Source organism: Hymenobacter armeniacus (genome assembly GCF_014699055.1).
In the GTDB taxonomy this organism is placed as follows: Bacteria; Bacteroidota; Bacteroidia; order Cytophagales; family Hymenobacteraceae; genus Hymenobacter; species Hymenobacter armeniacus.
On record NZ_JACXAC010000002.1, the window covers coordinates 987,558 to 1,010,783 of the forward strand.

15 protein-coding genes and 1 pseudogene are annotated in these 23,226 nt (G+C 64.3%); 10 read left to right on the forward strand and 6 right to left on the reverse strand.

What is annotated here, in order from left to right; all coding sequences use genetic code 11:
* Positions 1-139 precede the first annotated feature (139 nt).
* The 4 genes from IC234_RS08410 to IC234_RS08425 form a co-directional block, all read right to left on the reverse strand.
* A complete protein-coding gene (locus IC234_RS08410; protein WP_190923394.1) occupies positions 140-3,445 on the reverse strand; it encodes a glycoside hydrolase family 2 TIM barrel-domain containing protein in 3,306 nt (1,101 codons plus the stop codon).
* A gap of 147 nt (positions 3,446-3,592) precedes the next feature.
* The gene (gene galB, locus IC234_RS08415) at positions 3,593-6,019 is read right to left on the reverse strand and encodes a beta-galactosidase GalB (protein ID WP_190923395.1); all 2,427 of its coding nucleotides are present in this window, start codon (positions 6,017-6,019) and stop codon (positions 3,593-3,595) included.
* A gap of 117 nt (positions 6,020-6,136) precedes the next feature.
* A complete protein-coding gene (locus IC234_RS08420) occupies positions 6,137-7,270 on the reverse strand; it encodes a glycoside hydrolase family protein (RefSeq protein WP_190923396.1) in 1,134 nt (377 codons plus the stop codon).
* A 4-nt stretch (positions 7,271-7,274) separates the two neighbouring features.
* Positions 7,275-9,986, reverse strand: coding sequence for a family 78 glycoside hydrolase catalytic domain (locus IC234_RS08425; protein WP_317173345.1), 2,712 nt, complete (start codon positions 9,984-9,986; stop codon positions 7,275-7,277).
* A gap of 531 nt (positions 9,987-10,517) precedes the next feature.
* Between IC234_RS08425 and IC234_RS08430 the strand changes: the two genes are divergently transcribed.
* A complete protein-coding gene (locus tag IC234_RS08430; protein WP_190923398.1) occupies positions 10,518-11,507 on the forward strand; it encodes an alpha/beta hydrolase in 990 nt (329 codons plus the stop codon).
* Positions 11,508-11,530: 23 nt separating this feature from the next.
* On the opposite strand, the gene IC234_RS08435 is transcribed toward IC234_RS08430, so the two are convergent.
* A complete protein-coding gene (locus IC234_RS08435) occupies positions 11,531-12,544 on the reverse strand; it encodes a pectinesterase family protein (RefSeq protein ID WP_190923399.1) in 1,014 nt (337 codons plus the stop codon).
* Between the two features lie 211 nt (positions 12,545-12,755).
* On the opposite strand from IC234_RS08435, the gene IC234_RS08440 reads away from it, so the two are divergent.
* The 5 genes from IC234_RS08440 to IC234_RS08460 all read left to right on the forward strand — a co-directional run bounded on the left by IC234_RS08440 (position 12,756) and on the right by IC234_RS08460 (position 17,949).
* Positions 12,756-14,435: a glycoside hydrolase family 43 protein gene (locus IC234_RS08440; protein ID WP_190923400.1), complete on the forward strand. Its 1,680-nt coding sequence runs from the start codon at positions 12,756-12,758 to the stop codon at positions 14,433-14,435.
* Positions 14,436-14,608: 173 nt separating this feature from the next.
* Positions 14,609-15,721: a GDP-mannose 4,6-dehydratase gene (gene gmd, locus IC234_RS08445; protein ID WP_190923401.1), complete on the forward strand. Its 1,113-nt coding sequence runs from the start codon at positions 14,609-14,611 to the stop codon at positions 15,719-15,721.
* Between the two features lie 389 nt (positions 15,722-16,110).
* A complete protein-coding gene (locus tag IC234_RS08450; RefSeq protein WP_190923402.1) occupies positions 16,111-16,581 on the forward strand; it encodes a hypothetical protein in 471 nt (156 codons plus the stop codon).
* 352 nt (positions 16,582-16,933) lie between these two features.
* Positions 16,934-17,167 carry a hypothetical protein gene (locus IC234_RS08455; protein ID WP_190923403.1) on the forward strand — a complete coding sequence of 78 codons (234 nt, stop codon included), beginning with the start codon at positions 16,934-16,936 and terminating at the stop codon, positions 17,165-17,167.
* Positions 17,168-17,241: 74 nt separating this feature from the next.
* Positions 17,242-17,949: a Crp/Fnr family transcriptional regulator gene (locus tag IC234_RS08460; protein WP_190923404.1), complete on the forward strand. Its 708-nt coding sequence runs from the start codon at positions 17,242-17,244 to the stop codon at positions 17,947-17,949.
* 2 nt (positions 17,950-17,951) lie between these two features.
* Here the strand turns inward: IC234_RS08460 and IC234_RS08465 are convergent, their stop codons facing one another.
* Positions 17,952-18,710, reverse strand: a complete 759-nt coding sequence (locus IC234_RS08465; RefSeq protein ID WP_190923405.1) for a universal stress protein — start codon at positions 18,708-18,710, stop codon at positions 17,952-17,954.
* Between the two features lie 318 nt (positions 18,711-19,028).
* On the opposite strand from IC234_RS08465, the gene IC234_RS08470 reads away from it, so the two are divergent.
* The 4 genes and pseudogenes from IC234_RS08470 to IC234_RS08485 all read left to right on the forward strand — a co-directional run.
* Positions 19,029-19,775: a LuxR C-terminal-related transcriptional regulator gene (locus IC234_RS08470; protein WP_190923406.1), complete on the forward strand. Its 747-nt coding sequence runs from the start codon at positions 19,029-19,031 to the stop codon at positions 19,773-19,775.
* 649 nt (positions 19,776-20,424) lie between these two features.
* Positions 20,425-21,666: a glycosyltransferase family 61 protein gene (locus tag IC234_RS08475; RefSeq protein ID WP_190923407.1), complete on the forward strand. Its 1,242-nt coding sequence runs from the start codon at positions 20,425-20,427 to the stop codon at positions 21,664-21,666.
* Positions 21,667-21,692: 26 nt separating this feature from the next.
* Positions 21,693-22,703: a glycosyltransferase family 2 protein gene (locus tag IC234_RS08480; RefSeq protein ID WP_190923408.1), complete on the forward strand. Its 1,011-nt coding sequence runs from the start codon at positions 21,693-21,695 to the stop codon at positions 22,701-22,703.
* Between the two features lie 151 nt (positions 22,704-22,854).
* Positions 22,855-23,226: pseudogene (locus tag IC234_RS08485) on the forward strand (hypothetical protein); the annotation flags it as partial.

The window sequence follows — 23,226 nt, forward strand, 5'->3', positions numbered from 1 at the left end:
GCTGAGCGTAGTCGAAGCATCTCTACCGCTTCGTTGACGTGCTGACTTGGCGCCTCACCCCCGGCCCCTCTCCCAAGGGAGAGGGGAGCCGAACGTAAGCGGTAGAGATGCTTCGGCTGCGCTCAGCATGACGTTCTGTTTATTGAGCATTGCGTTTGAATTGGCTATCAAATCGAATGCTCTTCGCCAGCTTGCTCACGTCCTTTTTTCCGCTCACGGGCAGCAGGTAGAAACTGTAGCGGTAGGGCTTGGCCGGCAACTGGTACTTGTCAATTGGGGCGGCCTGGGCGTCCCAGCTGGTGTTGCCGCCGACGCCCATTTGAGCGAGGTCGATGTTGAGGGTGATGAAGCCGGCGTCTTTCAGCTTGTTGGTGTGGCGGGCCGACTGGATGTTCTGCTCGGTGTAGGGCCAGGCGCTCATGCTCAGCAGGCTGTCGGCCACGACGAGCAGGCCGGCGTTTTGCTTATCCGCGAGCTGCATCCAGCGCACGTCGGTGCGGTTGGCGTACTCCATGGGTACCACGTAGGAATCGGCAAACTCGCTGAGCGGCTGGCTGTAGATGGCCGCGTCGAAGCCGTAGCGGCGGTCGATGTAGTTTTCCAGCGGCCCGCGGCCGTAGTAGCTGATGCGGGTATCGGCCTGCCGAATGCCCATTTGCATGCCCACCCGCGGGATGTTGGGCAGGCCGGCGGCGGGTGTGAGGGCGTAGGCTACGCGCAGGGTGCCGTCACCATTCAGGGTATAGGTCACGCGCACGGTGGTTTTGTCCTCGATGAGCGAGTAGATGCTGGTGAGACGGGGCCGGCTGGGCTGCGACTTATCCAGCGTCAGGCTTTGCAGCTTGGGCGCGGCCGTAAACCACTCTTTCAGCTTCTTGTCGGCCTTCCAGCCGCGGCGGTCGTTGTCGGTGAGGGGGCGGGTGAAGTGGGGCAGGAGCGGGGCCGCCAGCTGCTCGGTGCCCTGGTAGCGGTAGGAGGTGAGCGCGCCGGTGGCTTTGGCAATGCTCACCTGAAAGTCCTTGCCAATGAGCACGTAGGAGGTGGGCTCTTCCCGAATGGCCACCACCGGGGAGGTTTTGGCCGGCTTCGGCGCTTCGGCCAAACCGGTTAGGGCAAACTGGTTGCTGGCGACTTCGTGGCCCGCCGGAGCCCAAGTGCTAAGCTGGGGCAGAGTGAAGGAAATAGTGGCCAGATACTCCGCGCCCGCCTTCATATTGGGCAGGTAGGGCTTGAGCGAAATAACCGTATCGCGCCCGGCGGCCAGTCGCAGGCGCGGCAGCAGCTTGGTCGAAATAACGCGGCCGTCCTCGCGCACCACCAGCGTCGCGACGTAGTCGGCCAGCGACTTGCTGGCGTGGCGGTTTTCAACCTTAATCAAGCCCCGGCCGGCATCGGTGAGCATGCATTCGGCGGGCTGGTACACACGCTTGCACTCGTAAATGGCCGCGTGCGGCCGGCCATCCGAGGCCACGATGCCTTTGATGGTGAAGTCGTCGTAATATTTCTCTTTGAAGTCGCCGCCGTAGGCGTAAAACGCAGTGCCTGTGGAATCTTTCTTCAATAGGCCCTGGTCCTTAAACTCCCAGATGCAGCCGCCGATGACGCGCTTGGTGGCCCGCCAACCGTCCCAGAATTCCTTCATGTTGCCGGTGGCGTTGCCCATGGAGTGGGCGTATTCGCAAAAGAAAATCGGGCGGTTGTCGCCGTTTTGCTGGTTGGCCAGCAGCTCACCGGTAAACAGGCCGGGGTACATGCGGCTCACCATGTCCACATAGGCCTGGTCGCGGGGCGTCTGGATGCGGTAGGCGTGGTTTTTGGGGTAGTTGGGGTCGTTGGGGTCGATGTAGCCTTCCACGTGCGGGTCGCCCATGGCGGGCTCGTAGTGGATGGGCCGGGTGATGTCGAAATCGTGCAGCCAGGCGGCCATCGCGGCGTGGTTCGGGCCGCGGCCGCTCTCGTTGCCAAGGCTCCAGAAGATGATGCTGGGGTGGTTTTTGTCGCGCAGGGCCATGCGCATGCTGCGCTCCTGGTAGGCGGTGGTCCAGGCCGGGTCGTTGCTCAGCTTGGAGCCCAGGCCGTGGGTTTCGAGGTTGGCCTCATCAATGACCAGAATGCCGTACTCATCGCAAAGGTCGTAGAAATACGGGTCGTTGGGGTAGTGGCTGGTGCGGATGCAGTTGAAATTGAACTGCTTGAGCGTGCGCACGTCCTGCCGAATGTCGTCGCGGTTCACGGCCATGCCCTTGGTGGGGTGGTGGTCGTGGCGGTTCACGCCGTAGAGGTAGGTGAGCTTGCCGTTAATGAGCAGCTTGCCGTTGTCCTTCGAAAACTCGATGCTGCGGAAGCCCACGCGGCAGCTTTTGGCTTCGAGTACCACGCCGGTTTTGTCGGTCAGCGTGAGTACCAGTGTGTAGAGGTTGGGGGCCTCGTCGCTCCACTTCAGCGGGTTGCGGACGGTGGTTTCGAGCAGGCCGAATTTGGCGTTGTCGAGGCGCGGGTAGGGCTCGTTGATGATACTTTCGGCGGTGCGCTGCAAGGGTTGGGGCAGCACGGCCGCGCCCCTTTGGTCGAAGAGCTGGGCCTTCACCTGGTAGCCGGAAATGTCGTTGTTGCCGGTCAGGTTTTCGAGGCGCGGGCGGATGCTCAGCACCGCGTCCTTATACTGCTTATCGAGCTTGGCCTGCCAGTGGAAATCGGCGATGCGCAGCTTGGGTTCGGCCAGCAGCATTACCTCGCGGAAGATGCCGCTCAGCCGCCAATGGTCCTGGTCTTCGAGGTAGCTGCCATCCGACCAGCGCATCACCTGCACCGATACCACGTTTTCGCCGGCCTGCACGTAGGGCGTCACGTTGAACTCCGACGGCAGGCAGCTGTCCTCGCCGTAGCCCAGAAACTTCCCGTTCACCCACACCTTAAACGCCGAGCTGACGCCCCCGAAGTGCAGCGTCACGTTCTGATTCTGCCAGCCGGCCGGCACCGTAAACGTGCGCTGGTACGAGCCCACGCCGTTGTAATCCTGCGGCACAAAGGGCGGGTTCACGGGCCGGAACGGGTACTTGGCGCTCTTGTAAATGGGCAGGTCGTAGCCGTTCATCTCCCAGTTCGACGGCACGGCCAGCTGCTTCCAGCCACTCACGCGGCTTTTGTAGAACTCCTTGGGCGCGTCGGCGGGCTTTATCGCAAAATTGAAATCCCACAAGCCGTTGAGCGACATCACCCGCGAACAGATGGTACGGTTGCCCAGTAGCGCGTCTTTTTCGCTAACGAAAGAGTACGCCGTGGCCCGGGATTTGTCGCGGTTCAGTTCGGTGATTTGGGGGATTTCCCAGGCATCGCCTTCTGGGCCGGCGTAGATTTTGGGCGGGTTGGAAACGCCGGGGAAAAAGTACACGCTGGCTTCCTGGGCGTGGGCTGCGAAGGTTATAAAAAAGCCAACTAGAACCATGTAGAGACGCGACACTTCGCGTCTCCGTGTTGCTGATGTTGTTCGAGTTGTGCAGTTCCGGCCGTTCAACGCCGATACGCGAAGTGTCGCGTCTCTACACTCTACCCGTTCACGTAAAATAATTTGAGGGAAAAGCATGGTGTTGAATTAATTACTGGTAAGCGTCAGCGTGCCTGGCGCTAGACCTTCTGCCATGGCTTTGAGGGTAATCGTGCCGCCCTTATCCGTCGTTTGAATAATCGCCAGCGCCATCCCGTTGTAAGCCTTGCGCTCCGGTGCCTTAAATGACTCCATACTGGCTTGGTATCCGTTATCCACGCCAGCAATGAACCCCGGCCCGCTCACCGAAAGCTTCACCAGGTTGGCCGCATCGGGTACCAAATTGCCGGCCGCGTCCAGCACGCGCACCGTGATGAAGGACAAGTCCTTGCCATCAGCCTGCAATTGACTCCGGTCGGCCGTAAGCTCAATTTTGGCGGCGGGGCCGGCGGTTTTTACGGTGCTGGTGAGGACGGTTTTCCCAGCGCGACGCGAGATGGCCTGCAGGGTGCCGGGGGCGTAGGGCACGCGCCACAGCACGTGCAGGTCATCAGTACCTTTCTTTTTCGTGCCCAGCGATTTTCCATTCAGAAACAGCTCTACCTCATCGGCCTGGCTGTAGTAGGCCCACACGTCCACGGTCTGGCCGGGTTTCCAGTTCCAGTGCGGCAGCAGGTGCAGCACGGGCTTGCTCGTCCACTCGCTTTGGTAGAGGTAGTAGGCATCCTTTGGGAATCCGGCCAGGTCGATGACGCCGAAGTAGGAGCTGCGCGCCGGCCAGGGGTAGGGCAGGGGCTCGCCCATGTAGTCGAAGCCGCTCCACACGAAGGCGCCGCTGATGAACGGGCTGTTACGAACGGCGCGCCAGGCGGCTTCGTGCGTGGCACCCCAGTAGGGCGCGGCGTGGTCGTAGCTGGAAGCGGTGAAGTCGGCGTTGCCGCTGGTTAGCTTGGTTTTGCCGTCTTTGGGCCAGATGCGCAGGCTGTCGGAGGGCAGGTCGTAATGGCCGCGCGTTTCGTAGGCCGCCGCGATTTCGGTAGCCAGGAATTTCTGACCGGGGAAACGCTTGGGCAGCTCGGGGTAGTCGGCGTGCTTGTAGTTGAAGCTCAATACATCGAGCACGCCGGCCTGGCTGATGAAGTTCTTGGCTGGCTCCTGCTCCGTGAGGGCCGACGTAACGGGGCGGGTAGGGTCGAGGCGCTTCACGGTGGTGGTCAGCTCGCGGGTCAGGCGCGTGCCGGTGCTGTCGAACTGCTCCCGGATTTCGTTGCCAATGCTCCACAGAAACACGCTCGGGTGGTTGCGGTCGCGCCGAATCTGGTCTTCCAAATCGCGCCGGTGCCACTGCTTAAAATCGAGGTGGTAGTCCTGGCCGTTCTTCTTTTTCTGCCACATGTCGAAGGCCTCATCCAGCACCAGAAAGCCCATGCGGTCGCACAAGTCCAGCAGCTGCGGCGCGGGCGGGTTGTGGGCGGTGCGGATGGCGTTGCAGCCCATCGCCTTCAGGATTTCCAGCTGCCGCTCCATGGCGCGCACATTCACGGCCGCACCCAGCGCGCCCAGGTCGTGGTGCTGGCACACGCCCTGGATGCGCAGCGGCTGGCCGTTCAGCAGGAAGCCCCGCTGGCCGTCGAAAACGCAGGTGCGCACGCCCAGCGGCGTTTCGTACTCGTCCTCAATTGCCTGGCCAGCCAATACCGTGGTTTTTACTCGATACAAATAAGGTTTGGCTACCGACCAGAGCTGCGGGTTCTTCAGGATAAGTTTCTGCGAAACCGTAGTCGCCGCGCTGCTCAGTTTCACGCCGCTGGTTAGTTGCCGCGCCACTTCCCGGCCGCTTTGGTCCAGCACTGCCGTTTGCAGGCTCACCGTGTGGGGCGCGCTGGTGGCGCTGGTGGCGTTGCGCAGCTGGGTTTGCACGGCCACCGTGGCGGCCTGCGCGCTCACAGCGGGCGTGCTCACGAAGATGCCCCACTCATCCACGGCCACCGGGTGCGTGGTTACCAGCCGCACGTTGCGGTAAATGCCCGAGCCGGTATACCAGCGCGAATCCGGCTGGGCCGAGTTATCGACCCGCACGGCCAGCACGTTGGCCTTGCCCGCCGGCTGCAAGTAGCGCGTCAGCTCGTAGCGGAAGGAGATGTAACCGTTGGGCCGCTGCCCCAGCGAATGCCCGTTCAGCCATACCTCGCTGCGCTTATACACGCCATCGAACTCGATGTACACATTGCGCCCGGCCGTGCCGGGCAGCGTAAACGTTTTCCGGTACCAGCCGATGCCGGTGGGCAGGCCGCCGCCCTCGGGCTTGGCGGGGTTCTTCTCATCGAATTTGCCTTCGATGCTCCAGTCGTGCGGCAGCGTGAGCTGGCGCCAAGCGTTGTCGTTGAAGGCCGCGTCCTTGGCACTGGCTTCGTCGCCGAGGTAGAACTTCCAGCCTTTGTTGAAGCTGGCTATCACCCGCGCTGGCGGCTGCGCGCCGAAAGACGCATTGGTTGCGCTTAGCAGCAAGAGAAGCAGAATGAGCAGGCGGGGCATGAGGTGAAATTTGGCGGGTGTAGAGACGCGACACTTCGCGTCTCGGCGTTGCTGAGGTTGTTTAAATTGACGGCGTCGTTCTGGCGGGAGACGCGAAGTGTCGCGTCTCTACATCGTTCATTTTTTGGCTTCTTTCGGTTTCTTCACCGGCGGCGCGATAAAGGCCACTGTGCTCTTACCCAAGTCCTTCGAGGTGGCCACCGCAATGCCGCGTTGGTCGGCCTTGTTCACGGCGCAGTAGTAGTGGTACACCACGCCTTTGTGTTTCAGCACGAAGGACTTGTGGGCGAAAAGCTCGTCATAAGGCTCGGAGGGCTCAATTAAATTCGCGCCGGTCCAGTCGGTCCAGTGGGTGAGGTCGTAGGAGCAGGCAAAGCGGTTCACGGCGCCCTTCACGCCGGGGTAGAAGGCGCCGAAGTAGAACATCGTCCACAGGCCGTTGTCCATCTTTTGTAGGTAGGCGTCGCCGGTGATGCCGGTGTGGTGGTTCAGCACGGGGTTGCGCAGGTAGCGCGTCCAGTGCGTCATGTCGTCGCTCACGGCCATGCCAATGCGCTCGGCCCCGCGCTTGGCGTTGAGGCTGTCGCCGTTGGCGTTGTAGTACATCACGAACGGGTGGCCGGTGCGCTTGCTCTTGTCCCACACCACCGAGCTTTTGTAAATGGTGTGGTTTTCCCACCAGCGCACGTCTTGGTCGTCGGGGCGCAGCACGGGCTTGGCCAGGCGCTGCCAGGTGGGCAGGGTGGTGGGGTCTTTGTCGGTAGAAGCCAGGCTGATGGAGAGCACGCCCTTCTCATACCCCCGCGAGTTGCCGCCGAAGTACGACAGCCAGTACTTGCCTGCGTAGGGCTGCCACTCGTAGCTGCCGCCCCATTTGGGGTCTTGCAGGGCCACGTAGCCGGCTTTCTGGTTGGTGTCCCAGTCGGTCGAGTCGGTGAAGGACAAGATTTTGCCTTTCGTTTCCCACTTCAGTAGGTCCTTGCTCTGGGCCAGCCAGGTTTCGTAGCCGCGCCCGTCGAAGATGATGTAGGTCATCCACCACTGCCCGTTTTTGCGGAATACGCTGGGGCAGTCCATCTTCTTCTGGTTGTCGTCGGTGACGAGCACCAGGCCGTACTTGTAAGGGGTCTTTACTTCCTCGTACACCCGCTGCATCGCAGCGGCGGGCACTTCTTTGGGCAGCGCTTTTTGCGCCCACGCCGATTGGCCAAGGCCGGTGATTAGCAGAAGCGAGGCAAGGGTGATTTTCATGCGATTACAAGGGTGAGCTGACCACGAAATGGTAAGTGCCGGAGCCGACCCGTAGGCGAACTTTATCCTGCTCGCGGCCCAATACAGTCAGTGCGCGCACCGCGTCGATGGGCTGACGGCTTTCCGTGATGTTGGCCAGGGGCAGTGCGGGCAGGTAAATCGTGGCGCTGGTATTGGCGGGGATGGTCACCGTCAACTCGAAGGAATTGGCAGACTTTTTCCAGTCGGTAGCAATCAGGCCGTAGGGCGAGCGGTGCGTGGCGCGGGCACTGGTCACGTCGCCGACGGGCTCGGGCCGGATGTCGATGTTATCGAACGCCACCGAGCCTTCGGCCGGCCGAATGCCGCCCAAGCCGCCGTACAGCCATTCCTGCAGATGCCCCAGCATGAGGTGGTTGTTCGACACGGTGGGCAGCGCGGCCCACGACTCGGTGAGGGACGTGGCGCCGTGGGCCAGTTGGTAGCCGTAGCCGGGCACGTCGGCGCGGTTGTTCATGGCAAAAATGACGTCGGAACGGCCGGCCTCTTCCAGCACGCGCAGCAGGTAGCGGTAGCCGATGTCGCCAGCCGTCAGGGCGTTGTCGCGGCCGCGGATGTCCTGCACAATGTTCTCGACTACCGCGGCTTTGTCGGCTGGGCTTACGAGGCCCATGTACACGGCCATGGCGTTGGCCGTCTGGCTGCCGGTGGCGTATTGTTTGGTTTGGGTATTGAAGAACCGCGCGTTGAAGGCGGTTTTTACTTCGGTGCCCAGCTTCTCGTAAGCCGCGGCGTCGTCGGCTTTGCCCAGCAGGCGGGCCACTTTCGCCAGAATGGTCAGGTCGTAATAGTAGGTAGCCGTGCCGGTTACGCCCATGGGCGTGAGCTGCGAGGTGCCCGGCGGCTTGGGGCCGAGGTCGTACCAGTCGCCTAGGCCTTGGGCGAGGATGTGGCCCTGCGCCTTGGCGCCGAGGTAGGCCACGTAGCGGCGCATCATCTCGTAATTCTCGGCCAGCACCTGCCGGTCGCCGTACCATTGGTACACGTACCAGGGCAGGATGATGCTGGCGCTGCCCCACTCCGGCGAGTCGCGAAACATGTCGCCGCCCCACTCAAACTTCACGTATTCGGGCGCGATTTCCGGCACCAGTCCCTCGGCCGTTTGCGAAGCGCGCATGTCGGCAATGGTTTTGCGGCCGAGCGTGGCAATGTCGTAGCCGTAGCGCATGGATGCGCCCATGAGGTGGGTTTCTTCCAGCCAGCCCAGCTTCTCGCGGTGCGGGCAGTCGGTAAATACGCTGGCGATGTTGCTTTTAATGGACCAGTCAATCAGCTTGTGGGTCTGATTGAACAGGCCGTTGGAGCACGAAAACGTGCCCACCTGCGCCGCCGCGTTGCGCGTGTGCAAGGCCGAAAGGCCGATGATTTCGGGCCGGTGTTGCGGGTTGGGTTCGCCCTGGGGCACGCCGCCCTCCACCTGCGCGTAGCGGAAGCCGTAGTAGGTGAAGCGCGGCCGCCAGGTTTCGAGGCCGTTGCCTTTCAGGACGTAAGTGAAGTAGAAGCCGCGCCCCACGTTCTTCTGCGTGATGGTTTTATCGGCGGCCAGCAGCTCGGCGGGCGCAATGCGCACGGTGTCGCCGCGGCGGCCCTTCACCTGCAGCTCCACGATGCCCGAGGCGTTCTGGCCGAAGTCGTATACCCACTTGCCGGGCTGGGCTTGGGTGGTGCTTTGGGCTTTAAAAGCGTCGAACACCCGCAGCGGCTCCTGCTGCTGGGCCAGCAGCTCGGCCGGGCCATCCACGGTGACGACGGGCCGCCACTGTTGCGCGTCGAACCCGGCGGTGGCCCAGCCCGGCTGCTCCAGTGCGGCGTTGTAGTCCTCGCCGCCGTAGATGCTGCTGAAGGTGACGGGCCCCGCCGCGGTTTGCCAGGTTGGGTCGCTCACCACGTCCTGCCGCGAGCCGTCGGCATAGGTCAAGGCCAATCGGCAAATCAGCTTGGGGTAGCCAAAAGCGGCCTTGAGCTTGCGGTACCGCTCCTTCACCGGGGGCACGTAGTAGAAGCCGTTGCCGAGCATCACGCCCAGCGCATTGGGGCCGCTTTTTACCTGGCTGGTCACGTCAAATGTCACGTACTGCGCCTGCCGGTCGTATTTCGTCCAGCCCGGGTCGAGGAAATGGTTGCCCACTTTCTGACCGTTCAACACGGCTTCGAACTGGCCCAAGCCACTGATAAAAAGTGTGGCCTGGGTGGGCTGCTTCTTGGCTTCAAACTGCTTGCGCAGCAGCGGCAGGACGTTGTTGTCGGTGAAGGTGTCCTTCTTGCCATCAACGGGCAGCGCGGTCACGCGGTCGGCGGGCAGTTGGTCGTAGGCTATCCAGGTGGCGCCTTTCCAGTCCTGCGGCGTTAGCAGACCCATTTGCCACCCTGCCGGGGCCGACCATTCGGAGGCGTTGCCTTGGTTGTCCCAGGTTCTCACTTTCCAGAAGTAGGTTTTGGCCGGCTGCAGGGCGCCGCCCGCGTAGCTCACCTGAATGGACGCCGGCGACGGGACGTGGCCCGAGTCCCAGACGTTGCCCCGGTTTTGGTCGAGGCTTTGGCGGCTGTCGGCCACCAGAATCTGGTAGGCCGTTTGCCGCACGTTGCGGCGTTCGGCGCGCAGCTCCCAGCTCAGGGCTGGCGTGCGGGTTTGCACGCCCTGCGGGTGGGGCTGGTACTCGCACTTTAGGTTGGCCACGCGAAGGGCCGGGGGCGAAACGGACGGCTTACCCCAAGCCGCGCTGCCGCTCAGCAGCGCAGCTCCCAGGCAAAGCGTAAAACGTACAAAATTGGTACTGCCCATTGCGCCAGGCCTTCCAGCTGCCTCGGGCCCGGGGGCTTGCCAGGCGAGCTAAAAGAAAATGATTGCGTGTGATGGCGCCGACGTAATTTGTTTATTGTCAATGCAATAAATGCATCGTAAAAAACAGGCCGGCTCTTTACAAATGTAGAGTTTACGGTCAGCCGCGTGTCCCACACTTTGGCAACTTTCTGTAGCATCTTAGCATAGGGTGCCAAGCTTCCGTGCCCTTCCTAAACCAGCCCGGATGCGCAGATAACCCATCGACCAACTTTCCTTCAAGCCCCAAACACCGCCTGTGCGGCGGCGGCTGTGTAGGCAGGCGGCGCCTCTCATCCGTTACTTTTGGAGAGCCGCCGTGGCCGCTCCGGCGCAAGGGGCGCAGAGCGCCACACGCTCAGGTTTCTACAACTCTCTTTGCTACTTCCGATGATTGTTCGACGCATAATAGGCCGGCTTAGCCTGCTGGCGCTGCTTGGGGGCTGGCCCGCGACGCAGGCAATGGCCCAGCAAGTACCGGTGCCGCGCGATACGTCGTTCACGGTGCACAGCGCCTTCGCCAAAGCCCTGAAAACCAACCCCGGCATCAGCATTGCCAGGCCGGCGGCACCGGCCACTATTGAGGCCCGCCTGAACCAGACCTATTGCACCCTGGGCAGCCGGGCGCTGCAGCTGGACGTGTTTTATCCCAAAGCCAGGCGCAAGCGCGGCTACCCGGCGGTGCTGTTCATTCACGGGGGCGGGTGGCGCTCCGGCGACCGGTCGCAGCACGTGGCCATGGCCCAGCAGTTGGCCGCCCGGGGCTACGTCACGGCCACGGCCGAGTACCGCCTCTCCACCGAAGCGCTCTACCCCGCGGCTGTTCACGACCTCAAGGCCGCCATTCGGTGGCTGCGCGCCAACGCAACTGCCTACCATATAGATACCGCCAAAGTGGCCGTGTGGGGCTTTTCGGCCGGCGGGCAGCTGGCGGCCCTGCTGGGCACCACCAACGGCGACCCGCAGCTGGAAGGCACCGCCTGCCACACCCGCTACTCCAGCCGCGTGCAGGCCATCGTGGACGTCGACGGCACGCTCGCGTTCATCCATCCCGAATCGGGCGAGGGCGATGACCGCAAGGGCACCTCGGCCGCCACGTACTGGTTTGGCGCGCCCAAAACCGAGAAGCCGGAGCTGTGGCTGCAGGCCGGCGCGCTCAGCCATGTCACGGCCCAAACGCCGCCTATCCTGTTTCTCAACAGCTCGGTGGCGCGCATGCACGCCGGCCGCGACGACATGCGCCGGCAGCTCGATGCCTTCCACATCTACCACGAAACGCACGCTTTCCCCGATGCTCCGCACCCGTTTCCGCTCTTTAACCCGTGGTTTGACCCCACGCTGGACTACACGGCGGCTTTCCTGAAGCGCGTTTTCAACTAGGCCGCCGCCGTGGCGGGGCCAGCCTACTTGCGCGCCGGAACCCAGCCGGTGCTGCCGGCGAAAATGGTGCTGAGCGTGTACTGCTTGGCTTCTTTGGCCGTGAGCTGGCGCGACCATTTCACGCGGCCCGTGGGCGTGGCGCCGGGGCCGGTGGAGTTGAATTCGGCGTAGTAGGCCGTTTTTTCGTTGTCGGGGGCGCGCCAGTTGTCCCAGCCTTCGGGCCGGATGTGGGCGCCCATTTCGGTATGGAGGAATACCGTGCGGGCGTGGGGCCGCCAGGGCCGGCCCAGGAATACTTTGGTGGCTTCGGGGCCGGCCGTGAGCTTGCAGTTCAAAAACACCAGCCCGAAGGCCTGCCGCGGCCAGGTAGAGGCGGCCGTGATGTAGGAATCGGTCTTGCTGAGGATGGTGCAGCCGTCGAACACGGCCGTGCTGGACCCGAAAATGAAGTCGGTGGTGCCTTCGATGTAGCAGTCCTGGTAGTACTGCCGGCTGTTTTCCACGGCCAGAAACAGCGTGTCCTGGTTGCCCAGCAGCCGGCAGCGGCGGAAGGTGGCGCGGTCGCCTTCCACGTGCAGGGCCACGGCCTGGCCCACGCGCCCGGCCGAGTTCTCGAAGGTGATGTTTTCGGCGGTGAAGTCGTTGGCTTCCACCCGTACCGTGGCCGAGGTGTAGGTGCTGTGCTTGGCGGCATCGCCGGAATAGTCGCCGAAGGTGATGACGGTGCCCGCCGCGCTTTCGCCCAGCAGCGTAATGTTGGTTTTCTGCGCTGGTATCAGCAGCTTTTCGTGGTAGGTGCCGTTTTTGACGAAGATGGTGGCCGTCACCTGCATGAAGTCGCGCACGGCCAGCACGGCTTCCTGAATGGTGCGGTAGTCGCCGGTGCCGTCGGCCGCCACGGTCAGGCGAATGGGCACGAGGAAGGTTTCTTTCTTGGCTTGGGGTGGGGTAGAGGCGGCGGGCGGCGTCACTTGGGCGCGCAGGGCCGAAGACGCCAGCAACAGCCCGCTGGCAAGTAATAGAGGGCGAAAAACCATATGGCAACGAATCGAGAAGTCCCGGAAAAGGTCGTGAACGGGGTGGGCCGTAAAGGTGCCAACAAGTTTTAGCAGAACCTATGGTTTCTGCCCGAAAAACCACTCCTGGCAAGGCCGCACCGGCAAGTACAGGTAGGACTTGTCTGCTACGCCGTCGTTCTTTACCCTGCCTGGCGGTGTTTGCCGGCGGGTTTTCCATTGCCTTTGTTCTATGAAGCTATTTGTTGAATTGTTAGGGGCGTCGCGGCCGGTGCCTGCGGTCTTGCGTGCGCTGTGGGTGGCACTTGCCCTCGGTTTGTCGGCGGGCCCAACAGCGGCCCAGAGCACCAGCGTGTCGAAGGTGTGGGTGCCCGACCTGGGCAACGGCACCTACAAAAACCCGGTGCTCTACGCCGATTATTCCGACCCCGACGTGGTGCGCGTGGGCAGCGACTTCTACCTCACCTCATCGAGCTTCAATGCCGTGCCGGGCCTGCAGATTCTGCACTCCCGGGACCTCGTGAACTGGTCCATTATCGGGGCCGTATTCAACGAGCAGCCGCCGCTGGCCCGCTACGCCCTGCCCCAGCACGGCAACGGCGTGTGGGCCCCGGCCATTCGCTACCACCACCAGGAGTTCTGCATCTACTACCCCGACCCCGACCTGGGCATTTTCGTGACGAAGGCCAAAAACCCTGCCGGCCCCTGGTCGAAGCCCGTGTGCGTGAAGGAAGCCAAGGGCTGGATAGACCCCTGCCCGCTGTGGGACGCCGACGGCCGGGCCTACCTCGTGCACGGCTTTGCTGGCTCGCGCGCGGGCATCAAAACCATTCTGGCGGTGAGCCCCATGAGCGCCGACGGCCAGCGCCTCACCGGCCCCGACGTGCTGGTGTTTGATGGCCACAAAAACCACCCCACGCTGGAAGGCCCCAAGTTTTACAAGCGCAACGGCTACTACTACCTCTTTGCCCCGGCCGGCGGCGTGCCCACCGGCTGGCAGCTGGTGCTGCGCTCCAAAAGCGTGTACGGGCCGTATGAGGAGAAAATTGTGATGGACCAGGGCAAAACCGCCGTCAACGGCCCGCACCAGGGCGCGTGGGTGGATACCGACACCGGCGAAGACTGGTTCCTGCATTTCCAGGACCAGGGCGCCTACGGGCGCGTGGTGCACCTGCAGCCCATGCGGTGGCAAAACGACTGGCCCGTCATCGGCGAAGACCCCGACGGCGACGGCAAGGGCCAGCCCGTGCGCACCTACCGCAAGCCCCGCATCAAGAGCCCCGCCCAGCCCCTGGCCACGCCGCCCACTTCCGACGAGTTTGGCGGCCGCCAGCTCGGCTGGCAGTGGCAGTGGCACGCCAACCCGCAAGACTACTGGGCCTACCTGTACCCGGCCCAGGGCAGCCTGCGCCTCTATGCGGTGCCGCTGCCCGAGGGCTTCAAAAACTACTGGCAGGTGCCCAACCTGCTCCTGCAAAAGCTGCCCGCCAAAGCATTCACGGCCACCGCCAAGCTCACCTTCAGCTCCCGCCTGGAAGGCGAAAAAGTGGGTCTGATGATGATGGGGCTCGATTATGCCTACCTCTCCCTGGCCAACCAGGGCGGCAAGCTGCAGCTCAGCCAAACGGTGTGCAAGGACGCCGACAAGCTTTCGCCCCAAACGACCTCCGCCCCCGTAGACGTGCCCGCCGCGCAGGCCGCCCAGCCCATCTACCTGCGCGTGGCCGTGAAAGCCGGCGCCAAATGCCAGTTCAGCTACAGCTTCGACGGGCGCACCTTCCAGCCGCTGGGCGCCGAGTTCACCGCCCGCGAGGGCAAGTGGATTGGGGCCAAAGTGGGCTTGTTCTGCTCGCGCACGGCCAAGTTCAACGACGCCGGCAGCGCCGACATCGACTGGTTCCGCATCGAGTAGGCGGCGGGTGCAAATAATTGACCAAGAGCAAGCTGCCCCGTGACCTGCGTCATTTTTGAAGAGAACCGGGCCCGCCTAATTTTCCCCTTTGCCGAAGCAGCGGCATTGTGCCGGGGGCTTCGCGCAGTCCGAACACGGGCTTTTCTCAGGTTCCACTTCAACATCTTCTGCTTATGAAGCGCGCAATCATTACCGGAATCACGGGGCAGGACGGGGCGTATCTGGCCGAACTGCTGCTCAGCAAGGGCTACGAGGTGCACGGCATCAAGCGCCGCTCGTCGCTCATCAACACCGACCGCATCGACCACCTCTACCAGGACCCCCACGACGAAAACGTGCGCTTGGTGCTGCACTACGGCGACCTGACCGACTCCACCAACCTGATTCGCATTGTGCAGCAGGTGCAGCCCGACGAGATTTACAACCTCGGCGCCATGTCGCACGTGAAGGTGTCGTTCGACACGCCCGAGTACGTGGCCGACGTGGACGGCGTGGGCACCCTGCGCATTCTGGAAGCCGTGCGCATCCTCGGCCTTGCCAAGAAAACCCGCATCTACCAGGCCAGCACCTCGGAGCTCTATGGCTTGGTGCAGGAAGTGCCGCAGCGTGAAACCACGCCCTTCTACCCCCGCTCGCCCTACGCCGTGGCCAAGCTCTACGGCTACTGGATTACGGTGAACTACCGCGAAGCCTACGGCATGTTTGCCTGCAACGGCATCCTGTTCAACCACGAAAGCCCGCTGCGCGGCGAAACTTTCGTGACCCGCAAAATCACGCGCGGCGTGGCGCAAATTGTGCTGGGCATGCGCGAAAACATTGCCCTGGGCAACCTGGACGCCAAGCGCGACTGGGGCCACGCCAAAGACTACGTGGAGGCCATGTGGCGCATGCTCCAGCAAGACGCGCCCGACGACTACGTCATTGCCACGGGCGTCACCACCACCGTGCGCGAGTTCGTGCGTTTGGCCTTCGCCGAGCTCGGCATCGAGGTGGCCTTCACCGGCGAGGGCATTGAGGAGAAAGGCATCGTGGTGGCCTGCCACCACCCCGATTTTCAGGTGCCCACGGGCCAGGAAGTGGTGCAGGTCGACGAGCGGTATTTCCGCCCCACCGAGGTGGAACTCCTCATCGGCGACCCCTCCAAGGCCAAAACCCAACTTGGCTGGGCGCCCCGCTACGACCTGGCCGCCCTGGTGCAGGAAATGGTGCAGGCCGACGTGCTGCTCTTTCAGCGCGACGCCTACCTGCAGGCCGGCGGCCACGCCGTGCTCCAAACCTACGAGTAGCCCCGCCTTGCTCCGGGCCGCGCCCCGGCCCGCCACGTTTCGTCCATGCCCCGCAATCGGCTTTCTCTGAGCCGGCTGCGGGGCATTGGGCTTTGTGCCCGGCACGTTCGGCGAAGCAGGACTGCGGCAGCGCAATTGGACTGCCCGAGCCGCGGGCTTATCCGAAACCGCTTGATTTGTATCTGAAAACAGTACTTTTTTATTTTAAAATTATAATAATAGGACTTTTTCTCGATAATCTGAACCATGTGCCTGACCTTGCAGTTAGGTGCGCTACGACAGGTAGTGGGTCGTGGCGAGCAGTTGGAGACGAAGTAGTAGTGTAGTGGAGTAAAGTGCAGAAGAACTACGCAATAGTGCGTGAAGTTGAACCCCCCCAAAACGTGTTTATGAAGAAAGTACCCCTGATGTTGGGCCTGGCAGCCGCCGTATGCAGCCTGCCCGCTTGCCAAAAAGACCTCGAAGAAACCCCCACCCCCCAAGCCGTGGCCGCCAATGCCAGCCGCTCCGACCAGCTGGCCGCCCAAGACTGGCACCAGACCGGCCTCACGGTGAACACCGTGAGCGGCGACAAAGCCGTGACGGCCGATTTGTTCTCGCACGTTAGCCCCGGCACGCTCGACCAGTCGGTTACGTTCCAGGCCGGCGGCGTGTACACGGTGCTGAAAGGCGGCGCCGCCAGTCCCCTCGTGGGCCGCTGGCAGCTCAACCCCGCCAGCGACTCCGTCATCGTGACCTTGCCCGGCCAAGTGCGCCGGCTGGCCGTGACCGAGCTCAGCCCCACCAGCTTGCGCCTGACTTTCACCGACGCCGCCGTGAACGGCGCCGTTTCCACCTACACCTCGGTGTATTCCCACTGAGCCGTTTCATACCCAGCCCAACTGTTCGCAAACAGAAAGGCCCGGCTTGCACAAGCCGGGCCTTTCTGTTTGCAGGCGGTGCCGCCGCCGCACGTGGCCGGCGCCAGCCTCGGCGCAATTATATTCACTTTGCTATATGTTCGGCTATTGCCGTGGCGCATTCGGATAGCAAAAAGCCTCGTTCGCTAAGATTGAATGGCATTTTGGATATCTAAAATTTAACTTTCATCATATAGGGGTTCGGGCTGCCCGCGGTCGACGGCACATTCCACGCTACTGCGGCGCTTTGGTTCGCCCCCAAGCCGGTTGCCTTGCCCACGCCCGCATTCTCCATTTTTACCACTATCACGCTATGGCACTTTCTTTTCTCCGGTCCTCGCTACAAGTTGATTTGACGGCCGCCCACCAATCGCAGGAGGAAGCCGCGGCCTACGCCCGGCGCCTGCACGAAATAGAGACCAAGCTGTTATGCCGCGCGTTTGGCGGCCGGGCGGTGCTGCCCAGCGACTACGAACTGCTGCAGCGCTACCTCAACGGGGAGCTCTCCCGCGCCGAAGTATTCCGCGAGTTTTACGACGCCGCCTGAGCCCGCAGGCTCTGTTAGCACAATTAGGTTATGCTTTCAAAAAGCGGGTTGTTTCACCTCTTATGCTTTTGATTATGAACCGATTTGTATCTCCGCAATGCCAGAGCTGCCCCAGCCGCCACAACTCGCTGCTGCGCTGCTGCTCCGACGCCGACCTGGAAACGATGTCGCTGGGCAAAACCAGCCACCAGTACTCGGCCGGGCAGGTAATTTTTCAGGAAGGCAGCCGCTCGCTGGGCCTCTACTGCGTGCACGAAGGCAAAATCAAAATCACCAAAACCGGCGGCGACGGCAAGGAGCAGATTATTCGCCTGGCCAAAAGCGGCGACACGCTGGGCTACCGCGGCCTGGTCACGGGCACGCCGCACTCGGCCTCGGCGGTGGCGCTCGACGATTGCACCGTGTGCCTGGTGTCAAAGCAGGACTTTTTTCAGCAGCTGAACACCAACGCCAATTTCTCGGGGGCCCTCATCCAGCTCCTGGCCACGGTGCTGAGCGAAGCCGAAAGCCGCATGCTGCACCTGGCCTACAAGCCCGTGCGCGAGCGCCTGGCCGAAGCCCTGCTGCTGCTCATGCGCACCTTCCGCACCGAAGGCGACCTGCAGCCCTTCACCCTGGCCATCTCGCGCGACGACCTGGGCGCCCTGATGGGCACCACCAAGGAAACCACCACGCGCATGCTCTCCGAGTTCAAAAACGAAGGCATTCTGACCACCCGGGGCAGCGCCATCACCATCCTGTCGCCGGTGCGGCTGGTCGAAATCGCCACCCTCTACGACTAACGCTACGCCACTTGCCGCTCCTCGTGCACCGAGTTCACCGGCAGCAGCAGCACCGGCACGGGGCTCTGGGCCAGCACGCGTGCCGTGACGCTGCCGGCAAAGCCGGGACCCCACCGGTTGTGGGCCCGCACGGGCACCACCAGCAGGTCGGCGGCCACCTGCTGCACGCCCGCCAGAATGCCGGCGGCCGGGTCGGGGGCGGGCACGTCGCAGGCGTCGATGGTGAGGTGGCGCAGCGCGAGCCCGCACGACTGCACCGCGTGTAGGGCATCGGCGCCGGAATAGAGGGCGTGGGGCCGCTGCGCGTGCAGCACCGTGAGGCGCGTGGGCAGCGTGAGCAGCAGGGCGTGCATGGTGCGCAGGCCCTGGGCCACCACAAACGGCTCGCCCTCGGCCGCCAGCGCAATGCGGCGGGGCGGCATGCGCCCCGCGGCGGGCGAGGGCACCACCAGCACCGGGAGGGGGCTGGCCTGCAGCGTGCGTTGGGCCTGGCGGGCCAGCTGCTCGGCCGGCGGGCGCGGCAGCAGCACCAGCAGCGCCCCCGAGGCCGAAGACGCCTCGCAGGCCGGCAGCGGGCGGAGGCCGTCGGCCGAAGCGGCTGGGCAGTGCACGGCCAGCCGGGGCGGGGCGGCGCTGCCGGCGGGCCCCTCGGCGAGGGTGGCTGGCAAGAGCCGCGCGGCCAGGAGCTGGGCCAGCGAGGCCGCGTACTGCGTGGCGTCGTGGGTGGGCGGGCTGCCGAGCATAACGATGGAGGCATCCATGCGGTGGGTGGAAACGGATGAGTGAAAGCCGGTGCCACGGGCACAGCCCGCCGGTAGGGGGGCTGGCGGCGGCAGGATGCGGGCAAAAGTATACGGCCGCTTAACGCAGCAAAATGACTAGGCATAATGCTGTAAATGAGCTTGGTCAATTCGTGGGCTGAGTGGGGCAGAGGCCCGGCCCGCGGCGCCATGACCGGGCTCACTTTTCGGAATGACGCGGGTCAATGCGCGCCCGGCGGCCGCGCGGCCACTTTTACGGCGCTGCGGGCCGGGCCGGCCCGGCGCAGGTGTTTGTTCGTTTTAGCTGCTGTACTTGCCATGGCCCTTGCCGCCGACACCATTGCCCCCGACACGGCCGCGCCGCCGGAAGCCGTGCGGCTGGCCGGCTGCCTGCTGTCCAGCCAGTTTCTGGTGGCCTTCGACCTGTGGCAGCAGCGCTGCTGCTACGCCAGCCCCCAGGCCGAAGCCCTGCTGGGCTACCCGCACCAGGAAATGAGCCTGGCCCTGCTCTACGACGCCATTCACCCCGACGACCTGCCGCTCGTGACGCGCGCTTCGGAGCTGGCCATGGAGTTTATGCAGCTCACGGGGCAGCCGGGGGCCGGCGGGCCGGCGGGCGCTTCCCCGTCGCCGGTCACCATCTGTTTCAGCATCGACTACCGGCTGCGCTGCCGCAACGGCCACTACCGGCGGGTGCTGCGCCACAACTTCGTGCTGGCCCACTCCGAGTCGGGGCACCCGCTCGTGACGGGCAGCCTCTTCACCGACATCACGGGCCACAAAACGACCCTCGACGTCCGCTTCAGCCTCGACCACCCCGATTTTGCCCACTGGCTGCGCACCCGCAAAGGGGAACGCGAGCGCACCGGCGACGAGCTCAGCATCCGGGAGCAGGAAATTCTGGCGCGCATGCTGGCCGGCGAAAGCACCGCTGCCATTGCCGACAGCTTGTTCATCAGCTATTTCACCGTCAAAACGCACCGCCGCAACATCCTGCGCAAGATGAAAGCGCACGGCGGCCGGCTGGCCCACCTCGATGCCGGCATTGTGCAGCTGCTGGCGTAGGGGGCACTGGCCGCCAGCGCCAGCGTTTCAATACCACGCGCACACAAAAGCGGCCCCTGCATTCGGCAGGGGCCGCTTGGGGTAAAAGCAGGAGCCGCCGCGGCACTGCCCGGCGGGCTAAAAGCGCGTTGCCGGGGGAGGGGCGGGGTCGCAGGGAGGGGGCAGGCGGCGGGGCCCTGCTTTACGGGGCCGGCGCGGGGCGCCGGTGGTGGGGCTTGGTGCGCGGGCGGCGGCGGAAGCGCCGCCCGCAAAGGCGAAAGCGCGGCCCCGGCCGGGCGGCGGGTGGGAGGCGCCTCGCCCGTGTGCGCCCGCCCCGGCGGCTGCCCTGGGTGCAGCCGGCCCAGCCGCAACGGCAAGCAAACAGCGGGTATTTCATGGCGGGAGGGGCGGCACCCGGGGCCGGTGGTGGGGTGCCTGCGGGCCGTGGGGTAAAGGTGAGGCGGGGGGCAACCTTGGGTAAATGAGCGATATCAATTTTGCCGGTGAGGCTGCTCATTTCAGGCCCCGGCCCCGGCTTTAATATTTGAACAAGCTATTGGTAATCAAAGCCCTGATGGCGCGGATTGCCCCTTTCCGGGGCCCAGGAGACGATTCGGCAGACTGCTTGACGGCTCCGGATTTATCTACCCACCTTAACCCCCCTTTCCCTGTGCTCCTGACCATGCCCGAAATACTGGGGCGCGCCCAGCGGCGTGCCGGCCGCCTGCTGCGCGAGCTGCTGCCCCACAACGACCACTACCGCCCCCTGGGCGTGCACGCCAGCAGCCGCGCCCTGGCCGCCACCACCGACGCCGTGCGCTACCGGCCGGTGGTGCCGGCCTTTACCTCGCGCCTGGTCATCCCGGAAGGGTTCTACAAGGCCGTGTCGGTATACGAAAGCACGGCCCACGGCAAGCCCCGCGCCGAAGAGGCCATGCCCGAAGCCTTCGTGCTGGAGCTGCAGGGCGGCCGCCTCTACGCCGACAACTGGGACAGCGTGGCCGTGATTGCGCCCGACAACTACCTGGTGGGCGACGTGTCGTTTCAGCACAACCGGCTGGGCTGGACGCTGACCGCGCCCGAGGCCAACAACATCTTCGCCCAGCGCTATTTCCTGGAGCCCGTGCGGGTGCCGGGCACGGTGCTGAGCCTGCTCTCGGGCGGGGGCGCGGCCATGGGCAACTACTACCACTGGCTCATCGACTCGCTGCCGCGCCTGCACCTGCTGCGCGAGGCGGGCTTGTTCGACGAAATCGACTATTTTCTGGTGTACGACCGCAAGAACCAGTTCGTGCTCGACTCGCTCCTGCACCTGGGCATTGCCGATGCGCGCATCATCGACGTGACCACCCACCGGCACCTGCAGGCCGAGCGCCTGCTGGTGACTTCGCCGGTGCGCGCCGGGGGGCGGCACTCGCCGCCGTGGGTGCGCCAGTTTTTGCAGCAGGCCTACCTGCCGGTGCCGGCCGGCACGCGGCGGTTTGCGGCCCGGGTCTACATCAGCCGGCGCGACGCCAGCATGCGGCGCGTGCTCAACGAGGCCCAAGCCGAGGAGATACTGGCCGGGCTGGGCTTCAAGACCTATATGCTCAGCGACTTGTCGTTCATTGAGAAGGTGGCGCTGTTCAGCGGGGCCGAGGCCATCGTGGCCACGGTGGGCGCGGGCATGGCCAACCTCATGTTTGCCACGCCCGGCACGCCGGTGCTGGAGCTGCACCCGCACACCTTCGTCGAGCCCGAGTCGATGGACACGGCCTACCGCGTGGGCCTGCCTTACCACTGGCTCACGTGCCGGCCCAGTTCGGAGCGCAGCACGTCCTACTACCACGCCCGCCACCTCGACCTGTTCGTGGACCCCCGCCAGCTGCTGAACGCCGTGCGCCGCATGCTGCGCCAGGCCGGCAAGGTGTAACCCTTCACCCTCCAACTTCCTGCCTTATGCCTCACGTGGTGCTCTCAATTGTGACCTGGAACAGCGCCGAAGTCATCGAAGCGTGCCTGGCTTCGGTGCTGGCCCAAACCTACCCCGACTTCGAGGTGTGGGTGGTCGACAACGCTTCGGCCGACGACACCCGCGCCCGGGTGGCCGCCGTGGCCGCCCGCGACGCCCGCGTGCGGCTGCACCCGCTGCCGCGCAACACCGGCTTCTGCGGCGGCCACAATTACGCCCTCGACCGCAGCCAATCGGCGGCCGTGCTGCTCGTGAACCCCGACATCGAGATGGCCCCCGACTACCTGGCCCGGGCGCTGGAAACCCTGGAGTCCGACCCGGCCATCGGCACGGTGTGCGGCCTGCTGCTGCAAAGCCGCGACGAGCGGCCGCGCATCGACAGCGCCGGGCTGGTGCGCCTGCCCGACGGGCGCTTTGGCCTGCGCCACCACGGCCGCTACCTGCACGAAACCCCGCTGGCCGCCGGTCCCGTGGACGGCGCCGACGGTGCCCTGCCGCTGTACCGCCGGGCGTTTATCGATGACTTGCGGGTGGAAGGACAGTTTTTCGACGAGCGGTTTTTTGCCCACAAGGAAGACTGGGACATTGCCTGGCGCGGGCAGCTCTACGGCTGGCGCACCGTGTTTGAGCCCGCGTGCCGGGCCCTGCACCCGCGCCAGTTCCGGCCCGCCGACTGGCGCCTGCGCCGCCGCCTGAGCGGGGCCATCAAGGCCGATGCCGTGAAAAACCAATGGCTGCTGCTGCTCAAGAACCCCACCGACCGGCAGCTGGCCGGCTACTGGCTGCGGGCGCTGCCCCGGCAGCTGGGCATTTTGCTCTACGCCCTGCTGCTGGAGCGGGCCTCGCTGCGGGCCTACCGCTTTGTGTGGCAGCACCGGGCGGCCATTTGGGCCAGCCGGCGGCTCATTCAGGCGCGGGCGGCGCGGCCGGGGCCGCTGGCCCGCGCCGCCCGCCCGGCCGCCGTGCCGCGGCCCGCCGAAGCGGAACTCACGGCCTGAAAACCGCGCGCCGCGTGCGCGAACACCACCGGCTTGCAACGAGCGCCAAGGAGAGAAGAACGCGCGGCCCCGCACCCGGGGAGCGCAGTGTAGTTGGCTGGGCGCTGAAGGAAAATTCACCGAATTATTTACTTCTAAATCAGCCATTGTCATGAAAACCAAGCTTTACACGCTGCTTTTGTTGCTGGGCACCTGCTGGGGCCCGGCGCTGCTGTTTGCCGGCGGGAGCGCCCGGGCCGCCACGGTCACGGGCTTTGTGCTGGTGAACGCCGACACCGACCTGGATATCTTTGCCCTCACGCCGGGCATGACGCTGGATTTGAACACGCTGCCCACCCGCAACCTGAACATTCGGGCCGATGTCGACACCAGCCCAGCGGGCAGCGTCACGTTTGCGCTCAGCGGCGCGGATGCCTGGACGGCCACCGAAAACGTGCCGCCTTATGCGCTGTTCAGCGACGTGGCGGGCGACTACTTTGCCTGGTTTCCCACGCCGGGCAGCTACACGCTCACGGCCACGCCC

Coding starts and splice junctions, on each gene's coding strand:
- IC234_RS08410 (WP_190923394.1), bottom strand. CDS start 3,445: ATGGTTCTAGTTGGCTTTTTTATAACCTTCGCAGCCCACGCCCAGGAA.
- galB (WP_190923395.1), bottom strand. CDS start 6,019: ATGCCCCGCCTGCTCATTCTGCTTCTCTTGCTGCTAAGCGCAACCAAT.
- IC234_RS08420 (WP_190923396.1), bottom strand. CDS start 7,270: ATGAAAATCACCCTTGCCTCGCTTCTGCTAATCACCGGCCTTGGCCAA.
- IC234_RS08430 (WP_190923398.1), top strand. CDS start 10,518: ATGATTGTTCGACGCATAATAGGCCGGCTTAGCCTGCTGGCGCTGCTT.
- IC234_RS08435 (WP_190923399.1), bottom strand. CDS start 12,544: ATGGTTTTTCGCCCTCTATTACTTGCCAGCGGGCTGTTGCTGGCGTCT.
- IC234_RS08440 (WP_190923400.1), top strand. CDS start 12,756: ATGAAGCTATTTGTTGAATTGTTAGGGGCGTCGCGGCCGGTGCCTGCG.
- gmd (WP_190923401.1), top strand. CDS start 14,609: ATGAAGCGCGCAATCATTACCGGAATCACGGGGCAGGACGGGGCGTAT.
- IC234_RS08450 (WP_190923402.1), top strand. CDS start 16,111: ATGAAGAAAGTACCCCTGATGTTGGGCCTGGCAGCCGCCGTATGCAGC.
- IC234_RS08455 (WP_190923403.1), top strand. CDS start 16,934: ATGGCACTTTCTTTTCTCCGGTCCTCGCTACAAGTTGATTTGACGGCC.
- IC234_RS08460 (WP_190923404.1), top strand. CDS start 17,242: ATGAACCGATTTGTATCTCCGCAATGCCAGAGCTGCCCCAGCCGCCAC.
- IC234_RS08465 (WP_190923405.1), bottom strand. CDS start 18,710: ATGGATGCCTCCATCGTTATGCTCGGCAGCCCGCCCACCCACGACGCC.
- IC234_RS08470 (WP_190923406.1), top strand. CDS start 19,029: ATGGCCCTTGCCGCCGACACCATTGCCCCCGACACGGCCGCGCCGCCG.
- IC234_RS08480 (WP_190923408.1), top strand. CDS start 21,693: ATGCCTCACGTGGTGCTCTCAATTGTGACCTGGAACAGCGCCGAAGTC.